The 15,033-nt window shown below is 39.0% G+C and carries 17 protein-coding genes; 13 read left to right on the top strand and 4 right to left on the bottom strand.

Features of this window, described 5'->3' with window-relative positions:
• Positions 1–378: 378 nt before the first annotated feature.
• The 4 genes from MMO42_RS01885 (at position 379) to MMO42_RS01870 (ending at position 2,446) form a co-directional block, all read left to right on the top strand.
• Complete coding sequence (locus tag MMO42_RS01885) at positions 379–972, top strand: LysE family transporter (protein ID WP_241318952.1); 594 nt, start codon at positions 379–381, stop codon at positions 970–972.
• 47 nt (positions 973–1,019) lie between these two features.
• Positions 1,020–1,229, top strand: a complete 210-nt coding sequence (locus tag MMO42_RS01880) for a hypothetical protein (protein ID WP_241318951.1) — start codon at positions 1,020–1,022, stop codon at positions 1,227–1,229.
• 334 nt (positions 1,230–1,563) lie between these two features.
• A complete protein-coding gene (locus MMO42_RS01875; RefSeq protein WP_241318950.1) occupies positions 1,564–1,845 on the top strand; it encodes a hypothetical protein in 282 nt (93 codons plus the stop codon).
• A gap of 64 nt (positions 1,846–1,909) precedes the next feature.
• Positions 1,910–2,446 (top strand): isochorismatase family protein, encoded by a 537-nt coding sequence (locus MMO42_RS01870; RefSeq protein WP_241318949.1) that lies wholly within the window; start codon positions 1,910–1,912, stop codon positions 2,444–2,446.
• A 114-nt stretch (positions 2,447–2,560) separates the two neighbouring features.
• Here MMO42_RS01870 and MMO42_RS01865 read toward each other — a convergent pair whose 3' ends face one another.
• From MMO42_RS01865 to MMO42_RS01855, 3 genes are all read right to left on the bottom strand, one after another.
• Positions 2,561–3,967, bottom strand: coding sequence for a molybdenum cofactor biosysnthesis protein MoeA (locus MMO42_RS01865; protein ID WP_241318948.1), 1,407 nt, complete (start codon positions 3,965–3,967; stop codon positions 2,561–2,563).
• A gap of 279 nt (positions 3,968–4,246) precedes the next feature.
• Positions 4,247–5,119 carry an NAD(P)-dependent oxidoreductase gene (locus MMO42_RS01860; RefSeq protein WP_241318947.1) on the bottom strand — a complete coding sequence of 291 codons (873 nt, stop codon included), beginning with the start codon at positions 5,117–5,119 and terminating at the stop codon, positions 4,247–4,249.
• Positions 5,120–5,122: 3 nt separating this feature from the next.
• The gene (locus MMO42_RS01855) at positions 5,123–6,208 is read right to left on the bottom strand and encodes an alpha/beta fold hydrolase (protein WP_241318946.1); all 1,086 of its coding nucleotides are present in this window, start codon (positions 6,206–6,208) and stop codon (positions 5,123–5,125) included.
• Between the two features lie 135 nt (positions 6,209–6,343).
• Here MMO42_RS01855 and MMO42_RS01850 point away from each other — a divergent pair, with 135 nt between their 5' ends.
• The 4 genes from MMO42_RS01850 to MMO42_RS01835 all read left to right on the top strand — a co-directional run bounded on the left by MMO42_RS01850 (position 6,344) and on the right by MMO42_RS01835 (position 9,970).
• Positions 6,344–7,531: an O-succinylhomoserine sulfhydrylase gene (locus MMO42_RS01850; protein ID WP_033134490.1), complete on the top strand. Its 1,188-nt coding sequence runs from the start codon at positions 6,344–6,346 to the stop codon at positions 7,529–7,531.
• Positions 7,532–7,543: 12 nt separating this feature from the next.
• Positions 7,544–7,873, top strand: coding sequence for a YbaB/EbfC family nucleoid-associated protein (locus MMO42_RS01845; protein ID WP_005293980.1), 330 nt, complete (start codon positions 7,544–7,546; stop codon positions 7,871–7,873).
• Between the two features lie 68 nt (positions 7,874–7,941).
• A complete protein-coding gene (recR, locus tag MMO42_RS01840) occupies positions 7,942–8,538 on the top strand; it encodes a recombination mediator RecR (protein ID WP_241318945.1) in 597 nt (198 codons plus the stop codon).
• Between the two features lie 289 nt (positions 8,539–8,827).
• Entirely contained in the window at positions 8,828–9,970 is a 1,143-nt protein-coding gene (locus tag MMO42_RS01835) for an HRDC domain-containing protein (RefSeq protein WP_241318944.1), read from the top strand.
• Positions 9,971–9,992: 22 nt separating this feature from the next.
• Here the strand turns inward: MMO42_RS01835 and MMO42_RS01830 are convergent, their stop codons facing one another.
• Positions 9,993–10,727, bottom strand: a complete 735-nt coding sequence (locus MMO42_RS01830; protein WP_241318943.1) for a class I SAM-dependent methyltransferase — start codon at positions 10,725–10,727, stop codon at positions 9,993–9,995.
• A gap of 170 nt (positions 10,728–10,897) precedes the next feature.
• Here MMO42_RS01830 and MMO42_RS01825 point away from each other — a divergent pair, with 170 nt between their 5' ends.
• The 5 genes from MMO42_RS01825 to trpB are packed head-to-tail and all read left to right on the top strand — an operon-like array spanning position 10,898 to position 14,914.
• Complete coding sequence (locus MMO42_RS01825) at positions 10,898–11,203, top strand: YcgL domain-containing protein (protein WP_277603235.1); 306 nt, start codon at positions 10,898–10,900, stop codon at positions 11,201–11,203.
• A complete protein-coding gene (locus MMO42_RS01820; protein ID WP_241318942.1) occupies positions 11,196–11,582 on the top strand; it encodes a hypothetical protein in 387 nt (128 codons plus the stop codon). Before MMO42_RS01825 ends, MMO42_RS01820 begins: the two co-directional genes overlap by 8 nt.
• Positions 11,583–11,619: 37 nt before the next feature.
• On the top strand, positions 11,620–12,471 hold the full coding sequence (locus MMO42_RS01815) for a MoxR family ATPase (RefSeq protein ID WP_005152864.1): 852 nt from the start codon (positions 11,620–11,622) through the stop codon (positions 12,469–12,471).
• Positions 12,472–12,483: 12 nt separating this feature from the next.
• Positions 12,484–13,671, top strand: coding sequence for a VWA domain-containing protein (locus MMO42_RS01810; RefSeq protein WP_005293992.1), 1,188 nt, complete (start codon positions 12,484–12,486; stop codon positions 13,669–13,671).
• 37 nt (positions 13,672–13,708) lie between these two features.
• Positions 13,709–14,914: a tryptophan synthase subunit beta gene (gene trpB / locus MMO42_RS01805; RefSeq protein WP_241318941.1), complete on the top strand. Its 1,206-nt coding sequence runs from the start codon at positions 13,709–13,711 to the stop codon at positions 14,912–14,914.
• The last annotated feature ends 119 nt before the right edge of the window (positions 14,915–15,033 follow it).

The following is a 15,033-nucleotide window of genomic DNA, read 5'->3' as shown; positions in this document are numbered from 1 at the left end:
AGGACTCGCGAATGCCACAAATCAACACTGCCTTATGAAAGCTCTATGAGCTTGAATGGTGAAGTGGCTAACTAGTAATAATTTGCCAGAGAGGTACGGTAGATGTACTCGAAATCTGATCTATGAATTCTGATTAGCAATCCAAATTTTAGCTGTACTATAATGTTGCTATCTATATGGAATTATTAATAAAATGTGATTTTAATCACAGGTTTTTACTCGTGTGTTAAGTTTATATCTAAAATTTATATATGTTTAACTTTTTGATTTTTAAGATAAAAAAATAAAATAAATATTTTTCGTTACAACCATTTTGTCGACAACTGATGATCTATTTTGCCATATTGCGTTTGCGAAACTTAGCAGAGGTATTTGTCCATGGTGTCATTTCTGTTTATTGGTTTGATCATTACTATCTTACTAACACCAGGTCCAACGAATACATTATTGGCTTCGTCTGGAATCCAAACAGGTATTAAGCGTTCACTGAAATTGATCCCTGCGGAGGTGATCGGTTATTTTATTGCCATTACAGCATGGGGCTTTTTACTTGAGTCTGTTTCACACTATGTGCCTTGGCTACCACCGCTAATTAAATTGCTCAGTGCAACTTTTATTATCTATTTGGCCATTAAACTATGGATTACTTCAACTAAAGAATTAGATCTAAACCAATCTTCGATTAGCTCTAAAGCTTTATTTGTAGCAACCTTACTAAATCCCAAAGCTTTATTATTCGCTTCAGCCATTTTTCCACATACTGCTTGGCTCAACCTGCATGAATATGTTGTTCATATGGGGATGTTCCTAGCATTAATTACCCCAATTGCTTTCTTATGGATCGCGTTTGGATCTATTTTAATTTCCAACAAAATTTCTTGGCTGAATCAACGTAACTTACAACGTTCAGCAGCATTTGTTTTGACTTTCTTTGCGATGCCGCTGGCTTATTCAGCAATTTCATCGTTCTAAATTTCGTTTTGCTGTTGTATTTAAAATTTAAAAAATTGGAGTTTTTAATGAAGACTATAAAAATTAAGGTGAAGGATCAATTTGAGGCCGAAAAGATTGCCACTGCGAAAGTAAAAGATGTGAATGATCAAGACGTCCCACTGTTCAAACGCATTGAACATATTGAAGTAGAAGGTGAAATTCTTTTGCCTAACATGGATTTACTTTTTGAAAACCCTAAAAATGGGTGCATTTATCGATATGTCGAAGCTGTTTAAATTCATTTAGCTGAGACTTGATAAAACCTCCTTCGGGAGGTTTTTTATATTCTTATAAATATTAGTCATGAGATATCGCTGTAACTATTCGCTAATTTATGTGATTTTTATATTATTTAGAAGTACTCATAAATAAATTATGAGTCGCAATTAAATTGGGGGTATGGATCACAGCTTGTGCATCCATAGACCATGAAAATACCTGTAAACCACCAATCGTTTCTAAGCATGAATCGAGCGATAAACTTTAAAAGAAAGGTGAGTAAAAGGATTTATTTTAATGACTTAATTTAAACCATTTGGTAAATCATACTAATAATAAATGGCTTATAAAATGAAATATATCATTGTTGGAATAATTTCAGTTTTAATATCAACAACTACATTGGCTAGAGAAACAAACTCAATGCGCTCCTCCTACGAGCTTGTTAATGTAGGGGACATTGAAAGTGATTTGCTCAGAAAAATGGGAAAAACTTACCCAAGATATTTCATTCATAAAGAAGGTCGTCGCTCCTGTGATGCGACAGAATATGTTTATGAAATTGATATCCAGATATATACCGTTTTGGTTTGTAATGGGAAGATTTTTAAAATTGATGTGAATACGAAATAATCAAAACTTAGATATCTGATCACAATTTGCTTCTAAGGAAAAGGTCATCTCAACTCCGCTTAATATGGTTGATGCACTGATTGTTGTAGATGTACAAAATGCTTTTGTATCAGGTACAGAAGCTGTGCCTGCATCTAAGCAACTGATAGCTTCAATTAGTATTTTACTTGCCAAAGCGAGATTAGCTCATGCGCTTGTCATTTTTCTACAAAATGATGGCGAGTTAGGTTGTTTAGATGAGCCTTATCAATTTGGTTGGGAGTTATTTTTTCCTCCACAGCCAAATGAGTTTGTGGTGCGAAAAAGTGAAGATAATGGTTTTAAGGGAACATCACTTCAACATATCTTGAATGATCATCATGTTAAGTCTTTGACCATATGTGGTGTTCTATCAGAAATGTGTGTTGCTGCGACTGCGCGTGCAGCTTTGGAGCTTGGTTTTGATGTGTTATTAGCACATGATGCGCACGCAACATATGATGTACCCGCAGGACCAGGATCGCAAGGTGTACCTGCTGCTATGGTGGCTAGAGTAGCGGAATGGTCACTTGGTGATGAAATTATCATTTGTGCATCGGTGAATGAGGTTAGTTTTATTTAGTAAGAGAAAAATGTCTCATGCTGAATTTCCAGATTCAAAAAAATAATAAAAAGCCATTGCTAACAAGCTCATGGCATTTTATACAAGGCATAACTTTGATTATTCAATTTGCATTTAATCAATCTTTATAAAATGGATCACTTCATTTGATTGAATTGGCTGCTCTGCAAATGGAACAATCACAATACAATTTGCAGTAAGAAAAGGTTCTACCTGATAGGGGTGCTGTTGTTCAATGACCTCTAATGAATATTGACCATCATCTTGTAGTTGATATTTGCCCCATAATAATTTCTTTTTATTTTGGTCAGTTTCAATTTTTTGTTTGGCATGACCTTTTATAAATATTTTGTTGAGAAAATCGGGGTCATGCTTATTTAAAATATACTTCACCATGAAATGCATGAGTAAGGCAATATCTTGAATATCACCAGGTAAATTGATGATCGTCGTCTTATCTTCTGTGATGATGACTTTTGAGCCTTTATGGTTTCCCTGATCATCGTACAGTTGAACCGTTTCACGTATAGGGGGTGTTCTAGGCATACTTCTAATGATGCTCATTTCATTCGCAGGGATAGAGCGTGTTTGGAAATTTGAGGTTATACTACTTGGATCAAAGGCAGTTAGTCCACCGATTGAAAATACTGAACCACCAATGTCCTTATGAGAGCACAGAATCATCACATCAAAGTTAGGAATATGATCCTCAAAAAATTGATTATAGTCCTCCCAATTGGTAGTTAATGTATCATCTAAAGTAGGATCTCCGTTTTTCTTAAGACTATTAAATGCTGAATCATAACGCTGTGGTTTAAGTAGTTTTATCTCGACGTGGTGATAGCCCCACGTTTTTAATAAGTCTTTAACGTACAAGCTTTCTTCACAAAGTGTATGCTCACCGTCAAAAGTATGCATGCTTACAACGAGAATTCGTGGATCTCTATAAATTGTTAGTTCTTTAATTCCAGCGCGCCTTAGAGCAATCAATTTTTCTGGTGAGATTTTCTCATTTTTAGCCAAGATCAGATCACCTTGTTTAATGATACTTCCTTGCTGGATCACGCCTTGCATCGAAGATATTGGCGCTATAATTTTTTTATTATCATAATTAGAAATGTCTAAACGCTCATCGTCTTCTGGAATAATGGCATCAATAGATTCAGGTAATTTCGTATATTGTGGAATTCTGAGTAGATTTTTACCGCTTAGATTCAGCTTATATGGGTTTATTGATCGATACAGTTGTCCTCCCCAGCAGTATAAGCTATTGATTAATACAGGGTGCTGTTTACTTGCAGTTTGAGTCGACTCAGAGTGAATGGACCAACCTGTGTAAGCTGAAAGATTATTAGCTGGATAATATTGTAAGGCATAAACATCACTTGCATTTACTTGATTAAGAGCATCTTCTAAATTCACAAGATCTTTTAATTCACCTTGAGGAAGCTGCACAAAAAGGCGATAGTAAATTGTAGTCAGATCATATGGAAGATTTTCTGGTACTGGAAGTTTACGCATAAAGATATAAGTCCAAGAGATAGCTCTAATTCGAGATACCTATTTATCAGGAATTAAAAAGAATAAAGGGTCATTTAAGATTAAAAAAATTACTGATAAACAGTCATAATGTTAAGAGAAGTGAGATTTCTTTTATTAAAATTTAATATCAAGAATTTTAAGTAAATTAAGCATTTTGAACAATCTTAATTTGATGTAAATAAGCAGAATATTAATATAAAAACCGCTCAAAAGAGCGGTTTTTATATTTTATAGATAAAGTGCTATACAGAATAAACCCTATTTCAGCGTGATTTTACTCCACGATTCATACAATTTAACTGCTGCGGAGAAGTCGCTATTTGGTTCAGCCGTTAAGCTTGCTGCTTGAATTAAACTTTGAGTTAAAGACAGAATTGGCGCAGGAAGTTTTGCATCCTTGACTAAATCAAGCGCAATACCTGTATCTTTTGCGAGTAATGGCAAACCAAAAGTTACGGGAAACTCACGACTCAGTACACGTTGTGGAAAAATGGTTTCAGTTACTAGGCTCTTGCCACTAGAAGCATTAATACAGTTCAGTGCTGCATCCAGATTGACACCATGTGCTTTTAAAGTACTAAAACCTTCTGCAACAGACCATAAATTCACAGCAAGCAACATATTGTTGATCGCTTTTACTGCAAAGCCTGCACCAGATTCCCCGACATGTTGAATCAATTTACCCACTGCGGCCATTGCAGGGTAAGCGTTTTCAAATGCATTCACATCACCGCCAACCATGAAGGTTAAGGTTGCATTCTCAGCACCAATGGTTTGCCCACTGACAGGTGCATCCAGAAAGTCTACATTTTGTGCTTTCAATTTTTCAGCTAAACGGCGTGCAGTTTCTGGCACGCCACTGGTACAGTCAATCCAGATCGAACCAGATTTAATTTCCACACCTTCAATTATTGCTGCAACGTCATCGCTGGTCGGCAAACAAGAAAAGATAATGTCGGCTTGGACTGCTTGAGCAAGCTCAACCGCTGTGGTGCCATATTCTGCTGCATGTTGTTCTGCTTTACTAAAATTTCGATTCCAGACATAAACGTTTTCGAAATATTTAGGAAGATGCGCTCCCATACGATAGCCCATAGCGCCTAAACCAATAAATGCAACAGATTGAGTCATACTTTACCTTTTTATTTGCGTCGATCGTTCGGCTAACCATGTCGCCAGTGTTGGCCAGAACTCAATTGAACTGTTTTGACTAGACATTAAACCTAAGTGCCCGCCAGGGATAAGAGTAAACGTGACATCTTGACTGCTTGTCAACTGGGTTAGCGGAAATGCTGATTCTGCCGTCACCAATTGATCACCTTTGCCTGCACCTATCAAGAGTGAGCAATTGATCTTTTTTAATTCGATGGTTTTGTTCTTGAGCTGGATGACACCATTTTTTAATGGATTTTGCAGCCAGACATTAAACAGCATGTCCTGATTCACACCGCCGGGATAATCAATCATGTTATTCAAGAAGTGACTCAAGGTTGCATCTTCTTGTACCAGCTTCAGATTATCCAAGTTTTTTAATAATTGGATATTGCCATCAATCCAGCCTTTAGGATCTAACAACTTGAATCCAAGAGAATTTAGAAAACCTGGAGAATGGATCATCAGCTTTGGTAAACGATTGTAGATATAGTCTTTAATGGTTGGGTTGCGGGTCGTGAGATACGCCAAAGTCTTATAGAGTTTGCCAATATAACCCGAAGCATAGCTGTCGATTGGGCTGCCTAACACCACCAGGTTTTTGACAACACTTGGTTGATGGCGTGCGGTATAAAGCGTGACAAAAATACCTGCCATACTCCAACCATGCAGCGATATTTTTTCAGATTTTGAATGCTGCTGAATGGCTTCAATACATTTTGGAATAAACTTATCAATAAAAGATAGAAAGTTAATTTGATAATTTTTATAGGTGAGTTTGCCCCAGTCGATCAGATAAACATCAAAACCACTTTCCTGAAAGTATTTGATCAACGAGCGATAAGGATATAAGTCATAGATATCCATATTGATTGCCAATGGTGCAACAAAAACCAAGGGCTCTTTATAGCGTTTATTTTCTGATGCGTAGAAACGCACACGAGTTTGTTGGAATTGCGCAATCACTTGATATGGTGTTGATTGGGACAAAACCAGTTTGTCTGCATCGAATACACGCATAGCCAGATGTTTAAAATTTATTTTTTGCTGTTCCACAAGCGATTTCATCTTAGAATGTCTCATCATGAGTCAAGATTGCACGAAGTCTAAGCGATAATTTCATCTTATGCCTTGACCTTAAATACCTTAGACGCTCAAAATATTGGCATATTTCCACATTATGATCATAAGGCATACAAAACGATGAATCCAAGCGATGATTTAGAATACCAATTAGAAACACTGGCAATTCGCACAGGGCATGATCGTACATCTGAAGGTGAGCATAGTGAGCCGATTTTTTTAACGTCATCATTTGTATGTGAAAGTGCTGCTGATGCCGCTGCAAAATTTTCAGGCCAAATCGCAGGAAATACCTATTCACGTTATACCAATCCAACGGTTCAGGCATTTGAAAAACGTTTAGCTGTGTTGGATGGCGCAGAGCGTGCAGTTGCAACCAGTTCAGGCATGGCTGCGGTACATGCGATGTGTATGGCGTATCTAAAAGCTGGCGATCATGTGATTTGTTCTCGTGCAGTATTTGGTTCAATCATTGCTTTATTTGAAAAATATGTAGCGAAATTTGCGGTTGAGGTGACCTTTGTGGATCTAGACGATCTTGAGGGCTGGAAACAGGCGATTCGTCCAAATACTCGTATCTTATTTATTGAAACGCCGTCTAATCCTTTGGCGCAAGTGGGTGATATGCAGGCGATTGCCGATATTGCACATGCCAATGGCGCTTTATTCGCAGTGGATAACTGTTTCTGTACACCAGTATTACAACAACCGATTAAGTTTGGTGCAGATTTAGTACTTTATTCAGCAACCAAGTATATCGATGGGCAAGGCCGTGCGCTTGGTGGTGCGGTGGTTGGGAAAAATGATCTACTCGAAGAAGTCAATGGTGTGATCCGTACTTTGGGCAACTCAATGAGTCCATTTAATGCATGGATCTTCTTGAAAGGCTTGGAAACACTCAGCATTCGTATGAAGGCACATTGTGAAAGTGCGCAAAAACTTGCTGAATGGTTACATCAACATGAAAAAGTTGAAAAAGTGTATTACGCCGGTTTAGCTGATCACCCAGGACATGAGCTGGCGAAAAAACAGCAAAAAGGTTTTGGTGGGGTTGTGTCTTTTGTGGTGAAAGGTCAACGTGAAGGTGCGTGGACAGTGATTGATAACACACGTTTCTTGTCGATCACCAGTAATCTAGGTGACGTTAAGTCAACAATTACACATCCAGCAACCACCTCGCATGGTAGAATGTCGGCTGAAGCTAAACAAGCCGCAGGAATTGAAGAAGGCTTGATTCGTGTGTCTGTTGGTTTAGAAGACATTGATGATATTATTCGCGACATATCACGCGGTTTAGATTTAATTTAACGAGAGAAACTTATGAACATTAATATGCTCATGCAGCAAGCTCAGCGCATGCAAAAAGATATGGAATCAAATCTTAAAAAAGCCAAAGAAGAGCTTGCAAAGACTGAAGTTCATGCGGAAGCAGGCGGCGGTTTAGTTAAAGTGACGATGACTTGCCGTAATGTGGTTAAGCGTATCGAAATTAGCCCTGAGTTGTTACAAGACGAAGCAGATATGATTGAAGATTTGATTGCTGCTGCGATGAATGATGCTGCACGTCAAGTTGAAATTATTTCTGAAGAAAAGTTACAAGGTGCAAATACAGGTATGGGCTTACCACCGGGTCTGTCTGGTTTATTCTAATTCAAAACACCCTAAGTCTTTAGATTGAGCACTTGGGGTGTCTTTTTTATCCATGATCGAGTTAATTTGTGTTTAGTGAAAGATTTGAACAATTAGTTCAAGCATTGCGTATTTTACCAAGTGTTGGTCCTAAATCAGCACAACGTATGGCATTACATTTGTTAATGAAAAACCGTGAAGGTGCATTTGCGCTCTCGCATGCTTTACATGAAGCGTCTAGCCATATCCATGAATGTCATATTTGCCATTCCTTAACCGAAAATGAAATCTGTGATATTTGTGCTTCTGCAGAACGCGATGAACAATTGTTATGTGTGGTTGAGTCACCCGCAGATGTGATGGCAATTGAGCAGAGTGGTAGCTTCCGTGGCAAGTATCATGTTCTAGGTGGGCATTTATCACCGCTAGATGGCATTGGTCCTGAAGAAATCGGGATTCCTTATCTGATTCAGCGGTTAAGCGCAGGGCAGATTCAAGAAGTCATTTTGGCGACCAATGCGACTGTAGAAGGACAAGCCACAGCACATTATCTGGTTGAAGCGACCAAACATTTACCGATTCAGATGACCCGAATTGCTCAAGGCGTGCCACAAGGTGGTGAGCTGGAGTACGTGGATAGTCATACACTTAGCCAAGCTGTACACAACCGTATGCGAATGAAATAATAGGCTTCATTCGCATTTTTTTATATTTATATTAAATTCATGCTGTTAATTTAAACAAATAATTAAATTTTACATTTTGTCTAACATTATCGTAGATCTATTTGAGATGTTTTGTGGCACTATGAGCGAGCGAAAAGGATTTTCGTTTTTTGATAAATGGAAGAGGAGTGATTTCATGTTATGTATGTGGAATACCAATTAATTTTTTGTATTTGATTTCAGTTGAGCAAGGACTGGTATTAGACCGTTCTATTGCACAGGGTTCTATATTCTTTTTATTTGAGCAAACATGTTTCAGTTTATCCAACAGCAAAAAGATTTAGCTGTTCTCCTCAGCCAGATGGAACAATGTTCCACTTACGCACTTGATACTGAGTTTATTAAGGTCGATACCTTATATCCCAAACTTGGTGTCTGCCAAATCAATTTAAACGGTCAGATTGTATTACTTGATGGTGCAAGCTTGGATTTTACCGAGTTTTGGCCAAAGATTTTTGCTGCACAGCAGAACATTTTCCATGCCTGTGGTGAAGACATTGATTTGATTTACCACTACGCAGATCAAAAACCGTTAGCCAATGTATTTGATACGCAAGTCGCATTAGCATTTCTAGGACACGGTTTACAAGTCAGTTATCAAAATGCACTGAAGACGTGTTTGAATATTGAGATTGAAAAAGATCAAACGCGTTCAGACTGGTTAGCTCGACCATTGACGCAAGAGCAGATGTGTTATGCAGCAAATGATGTCATCTACTTAACCAAACTTGCAGACACATTGAAAAATGATCTGAAAGTGAAGGGGCTGTATCAATACGTGTTGGAGGATTGCCAGAATCTCACGAAAGAGATTGCAATGGAAACCCCACTGGCAGAACTGTATACCGATATTGGCAATTACCGTCATTCACGCCGTGAGTTGATGCAACTACAGCAATTGAGTATTTGGCGAGAGCAAATTACCAAGGCATTGAATCAGCCACGTAGTTTTATTCTTAGAAACTCCACGATGATTGATTTGGTAGAAAAGAATCCGCGTAATAATTTTCAGCTGGCTCGGATTAAAGATATCCGTCCACATATTGTTCGTGAGCATGGCAAAACCATTTTGGATTTACTCAAATTTTTACCGCCTGAGGATGAGTGGCCATTGCGTATGGCACGACCTGTGAAGAGTAATTCCAAGGAAATTGCACCGAAAATTGATGCTTTGATTGAAAGTGTAGTGCTGAAAACAGGGATACCCAAAGAAGTGTTGCTGCGTAAAAAATGGATGAATGCCATTTATGAGCATGTAGTATTTCATTTGGATGAACAATCATTACCTAATTATTTAATGGGTTGGCGTTATGAGCTTCTCACTCAACCATTGATTGCACTGCTGCGAGAAGATATTGAGTATTTAGCCAGTCAAATGAAGATTGCACGTTAAAATGTTAAAAAGAGCTAAACAATTAGCTCTTTTTTTTTGCCTTAATGATTAACATCATTGGACGTCTGAGTTCATTTTCCCAGCCCATTTTTTTAATCATTTCGGACGGCGGTGTTGGCTCAATAAGTGCAGTGATCTCAAATCCTGCGTTAATTAGCGCCATCACGTGAGTTTCGATAGTTCGGTGATATTTCACCACATTTGCATCCAAAAAATGGGTTTCTCTTTTACCTTCTTCGAAATAATGATCGACAGGCCAATAGATAGGTTGTTGGTCTGCAGCATAGATCCAGTCTTGCTGTGCGCGTGCAGTGAATATCGGATGCTCTACGGAATAATATAGCTCACCTTGCGGAACCAGTAATCGTGCCGAGTTTTCAAAGAAAGGCTCTAAATCTTGGATGTAATGTAAGGCGAGAGAACTGATTATGACGTCAAAACTGGCTGTATCTGCGGCAAAGTCTTCAATCGCGGTGTGTTGATAATCCACGTTTTTGGCTGATGTTAGTTGACGTGCCTTTTCAAGCATTTTAGAGGATAAATCAATCCCGATCACTGAACGAGCGCCTTGTTCAGCAGCAAACCGGCAATGCCGGCCATAGCCACAACCTAAGTCCAAAACTTTTTTGTCTTTTAACGCTGGCATATGGGTTTTAAATACTGACCACTCACCCGCGGCATTTAGCCCATGGATTGAGCGAGACATTTTTGAATATTCAGTAAAAAAGTGTGGATCGTCATATTTATTTTGTGACATATAAATTTTCGCATGAGTTTTATCGCTGGATTATGACATTTTGATTTTATAACCGAAAGTTGCTTCGGTTATGCAGCGTTAAAAAGACGACTCTAGCGTTAACAATCCTTAATGTATCCATTTTTATTTTCATGTATGCTGTCTTTGATTGTTAATAGATGTGAGTAAACATGCACTGCGATATTTATAGATCGAGCAAGAAAGATGAAATGTATATGTATATTGCCCGTCCAAATTATCCTGATGACAAGGAACAAGAAAGCCCATTTGAAGGTGTTCCAGAAACAGTTTTACAAGCATTTGGCAAAGCGACCTTTGTGATGCATTTAGAACTTCATCATGAACGTAAACTTGCACGTGCTAATGTTCTACATGTTTTAGATTCATTAAATACCAAAGGCTTCTTTATTCAAATGCCGCCAGAAGGGTTGATCAATCCGAATGCGGTAGAACCAGAGGGCTTACGCGGTGCTTGAAACTTTAACAGCAATTTGGTCAAACATTCTTTCAGTACTGGATCAGTTTCCTGAAGAGAATGTTGCGATCATTGTTTATGTTACAGGGACGCTAATTGCATTGTGGTGTTGGTATCGCTTGATGTCACGCCTACCGAATCCAATTGGTGGAATCCTATGGATTGTGGCCTTTGCCATTCTTGCAACACCAACAATTTCTGAAGGTCCAAACTCGGCCTTAGCACCAGCAATTTTTGGCTTACTTTTTGGTGTTCTAACCAAAGAGCATGTCTTAATCTGGTCAAACTTATCATTGATTTTGTTTGTCATTGGTTTGGGGTTGCTGATCGGTTTCTGCTGGTCAAAATACACTGCAAATAAAACTGCACGTTCAGTTTAGATACGATGTTAAATATAGAAAAATAAGGTTTTTTTAAATGTCTGCTGATACACAACACTTTACTGGTACAGATCAATATATTGCGACCGATAGCTTAAGACTTGCAGTGAAAGCTGCACGTGCCTTACAAAAGCCACTGTTAGTTAAAGGTGAGCCGGGTACAGGTAAGACCTTGCTTGCGGAGCAAGTGGCTGAAAGTCTGGGTTTAAAGTTGATTACGTGGCATATCAAATCGACAACCAAAGCTCAGCAAGGTTTGTACGAATATGATGCAGTTTCGCGTTTGCGTGATAGCCAGTTAGGTGATGATCGTGTCTACGACATTAAAAACTATATTAAGCCTGGTAAATTGTGGGAAGCATTTACCAGTGAAGAGCGTTGTGTATTGTTGATTGATGAAATTGACAAAGCGGATATTGAGTTCCCGAATGACTTATTACACGAACTCGACAAAATGTCATTTTATGTTTATGAGACAGGCGAGACCATTACCGCAACACAACGCCCGATCGTGATTATTACTTCAAATAATGAGAAAGAGCTTCCAGACGCATTCTTGCGCCGTTGTTTCTTCCATTATATTGAATTCCCTGATGATGCAACCATGCGTGAAATCATCGCAGTTCATTTCCCGAATATTTCAACAACGTTGGTGAGTGAAGCTTTACAGGTATTCTTTAAATTACGTGAAATTCCGAATTTGAAAAAACCGCCATCAACTTCTGAATTGATTGACTGGTTAAGCTTATTGATGGCAGATGATATGCCTGAAGATGTGTTGCGTAACCACGATAAATCTAAAGCGATTCCACCATTGTATGGTGCCTTGATTAAAAATGAACAAGATGTGCAATTGCTTGAACGTTTAGCCTTTATGTCACGCCGCTAAGAGTGTTTAAAAATGTTTGTGCGACTGTTTTACACCTTACGCAAATATGGCGTACCTGTAACAACACGTGAGCTCATTGATCTTAATCAGGCGGTAGCTTCGGGTCTTGTGTTTGCAGATCAGGACGAGTTCTATCAACTGGCTAAAACGGTTTTAGTCAAAGATGAACGCTTCTTTGATAAATTCGATCGGGCCATGAAAGATTATTTTGATGGTATTGAAACTTTTGATTTGGATGAATTACTTCGACAAGTGCAAAAGTTACCTCAAGACTGGTTTGATCTTGAACTGTTAGAGAAGCATCTTACGCCTGAGCAACGTGCAGAATTGCAAAAAGCGGGTTCTCTCGAAGAACTGATGAAAATGTTGGAAGAGCGTTTACGTGAACAACATAAAAAGCATCAGGGTGGCAATCGCATGGTTGGCACTGGGGGAACTTCACCATTTGGTGCTTTTGGTGATCATCCAGAAGGTGTCCGCATTGGTGGGCCAGGACGTAAACGTTCAGCGGTAAAAGTTTGGGAACAACGTAAATACCAAAATCTTGATGATGATCAAGTGTTGGGAACACGTCAGATGCAAATTGCTTTACGTCGTTTGCGTAAGTTTGCTCGTCAAGGTGCAGCTGAAGAGCTGGATGTCGATGGCACCATTCGCGAAACGGCAAAGCAAGGTATCTTAGATGTACAGTTGGTTCCTGAGCGTCGTAACCGTATCAAAGTTTTGATACTGTTTGATATTGGTGGTTCAATGGATGCGTATATTGCGGAATGCGAAAAACTATTCAGCGCAGCCAAATCAGAATTTAAAACTCTCGAATACTTCTATTTCCATAACTGTCTGTATGACTATGTCTGGAAAGATAACCATCGCCGTAGCTCAACACGTATGAATACGTGGGATCTGTTCCATACTTATGGACGTGATTATCGTGTCATCGTGGTTGGTGATGCCAGCATGGCGCCGTATGAGTTAAAGTCTGCGGGTGGTTCAGTTGAATATATGAATGAAGAATCAGGGGAAGTTTGGCTCAGACGTTTACGTCAGCATTTTGATAAAACGGCTTGGCTCAATCCTGAAACGGAAGGTTATTGGCATTACACTCAAACTATTAACTGGATTAAAGAAATTTTTGAAGATCATATGTTTCCAATGACTTTAAAAGGCCTTGAGGACATGACCCGCTATTTATCGCGTTAAAATTTTATATAAAGACTTTATAAGAACAGGAAAATACATGGAACATCAAATTAATGGCGTTGCTTTGCCGAATGAAGCTGGTTTCTTTGGCAGTTTTGGCGGTCAGTTCATTCCACCGCATTTAAAAGAAGCCATGGATGAAATTAATGCGGCCTATGAAGAGATTCGTCACACGCCTGAATTTAAAGATGAGTTAAACGACCTATTCAAAAATTATGTGGGTCGACCAAGTCCGTTATTCTATGCCAAGCGTTTGTCAGAACAACTTGGTGGCGCGCAGATTTATCTGAAACGTGAAGATTTAAACCATACTGGTGCACATAAGATCAACCATTGTTTGGGTGAAGCTTTACTTGCTAAATACATGGGCAAAAGCAAAGTGATTGCTGAGACGGGTGCTGGTCAGCATGGTGTCGCTTTGGCGACAGCATGTGCTCTGGTTGGTATTCCGTGTGAAATTCATATGGGACAAGTGGATATAGAGAAAGAACATCCTAATGTCGTGAAGATGAAAATCTTGGGTGCAAAACTGGTTTCAGTAACACAAGGCACAGCGACATTAAAAGATGCGGTGGATAGCGCTTTTGAAGAATATTTAAAAGATCCGAAAAACTATATTTATGCGATTGGCTCGGTCGTTGGTCCACATCCTTTCCCGAAAATGGTTCGAGATTTTCAGTCAATTATTGGCAATGAAATCAAAGCTCAATCCAATGAGCGTTTTGGACAGAATCCAGATTATGTGGTGGCTTGTGTCGGTGGTGGATCGAATGCGATTGGTGCATTTACCGCATTTTTAAATCTGCCCGAAGTTAAATTGGTGGGTGTCGAGCCTGCGGGTCATGGCCTAGATACAGATAAACACTCAGCGACTTTAACTTTAGGCAAACCGGGTCAAATTCATGGTATGGCCTGTTATGTTCTTGAAGATGATAAAGGTGAACCTTTACCAGTGCATTCTATTGCTTCTGGGTTGGATTATCCGGGTGTCGGACCACAGCATAGCTTCCTTAAAGAGTTGGGTCGTGTGCAGTATGAAACAGCGACTGATCAAGAATGCTTGGATGCCTTTATGACACTTTCACGTGTAGAAGGCATTGTACCTGCGCTAGAAAGTTCACATGCGGTTGCTTGGGCTTTGCGTGAAGCGCCTAAAATGGATAAGAACATCAAGATTGTGGTTAATCTCTCTGGTCGTGGTGATAAAGACTCAGATTATGTGGCTGAAAAATTAGGCTTATAAGTTTTTTACCTGATATTTGAAATTAAAAGACCGCTTCTGCTAGAGAGGCGGTTTTTTTATTGTTAAATCGACCTTAATCCCGTTAGAATAAAGCGTTTTGCAATTAGCACTTTTGGAGA

Source organism: Acinetobacter sp. ANC 3882, assembly GCF_022549545.1.
In the GTDB taxonomy this organism is placed as follows: Bacteria; Pseudomonadota; Gammaproteobacteria; order Pseudomonadales; family Moraxellaceae; genus Acinetobacter.
This window is presented reverse-complemented; position numbering and strand designations above follow the sequence as displayed.

Bases quoted from the DNA above. Each gene is read 5' to 3' on its own strand.
- MMO42_RS01885 (WP_241318952.1), top strand. From the start codon at position 379: ATGGTGTCATTTCTGTTTATTGGTTTGATCATTACTATCTTACTAACA.
- MMO42_RS01880 (WP_241318951.1), top strand. From the start codon at position 1,020: ATGAAGACTATAAAAATTAAGGTGAAGGATCAATTTGAGGCCGAAAAG.
- MMO42_RS01875 (WP_241318950.1), top strand. From the start codon at position 1,564: ATGAAATATATCATTGTTGGAATAATTTCAGTTTTAATATCAACAACT.
- MMO42_RS01870 (WP_241318949.1), top strand. From the start codon at position 1,910: ATGGTTGATGCACTGATTGTTGTAGATGTACAAAATGCTTTTGTATCA.
- MMO42_RS01865 (WP_241318948.1), bottom strand. From the start codon at position 3,967: ATGCGTAAACTTCCAGTACCAGAAAATCTTCCATATGATCTGACTACA.
- MMO42_RS01860 (WP_241318947.1), bottom strand. From the start codon at position 5,119: ATGACTCAATCTGTTGCATTTATTGGTTTAGGCGCTATGGGCTATCGT.
- MMO42_RS01855 (WP_241318946.1), bottom strand. From the start codon at position 6,208: ATGAAATCGCTTGTGGAACAGCAAAAAATAAATTTTAAACATCTGGCT.
- MMO42_RS01850 (WP_033134490.1), top strand. From the start codon at position 6,344: ATGAATCCAAGCGATGATTTAGAATACCAATTAGAAACACTGGCAATT.
- MMO42_RS01845 (WP_005293980.1), top strand. From the start codon at position 7,544: ATGAACATTAATATGCTCATGCAGCAAGCTCAGCGCATGCAAAAAGAT.
- MMO42_RS01835 (WP_241318944.1), top strand. From the start codon at position 8,828: ATGTTTCAGTTTATCCAACAGCAAAAAGATTTAGCTGTTCTCCTCAGC.
- MMO42_RS01830 (WP_241318943.1), bottom strand. From the start codon at position 10,727: ATGTCACAAAATAAATATGACGATCCACACTTTTTTACTGAATATTCA.
- MMO42_RS01825 (WP_277603235.1), top strand. From the start codon at position 10,898: ATGCACTGCGATATTTATAGATCGAGCAAGAAAGATGAAATGTATATG.
- MMO42_RS01815 (WP_005152864.1), top strand. From the start codon at position 11,620: ATGTCTGCTGATACACAACACTTTACTGGTACAGATCAATATATTGCG.
- MMO42_RS01810 (WP_005293992.1), top strand. From the start codon at position 12,484: ATGTTTGTGCGACTGTTTTACACCTTACGCAAATATGGCGTACCTGTA.
- trpB (WP_241318941.1), top strand. From the start codon at position 13,709: ATGGAACATCAAATTAATGGCGTTGCTTTGCCGAATGAAGCTGGTTTC.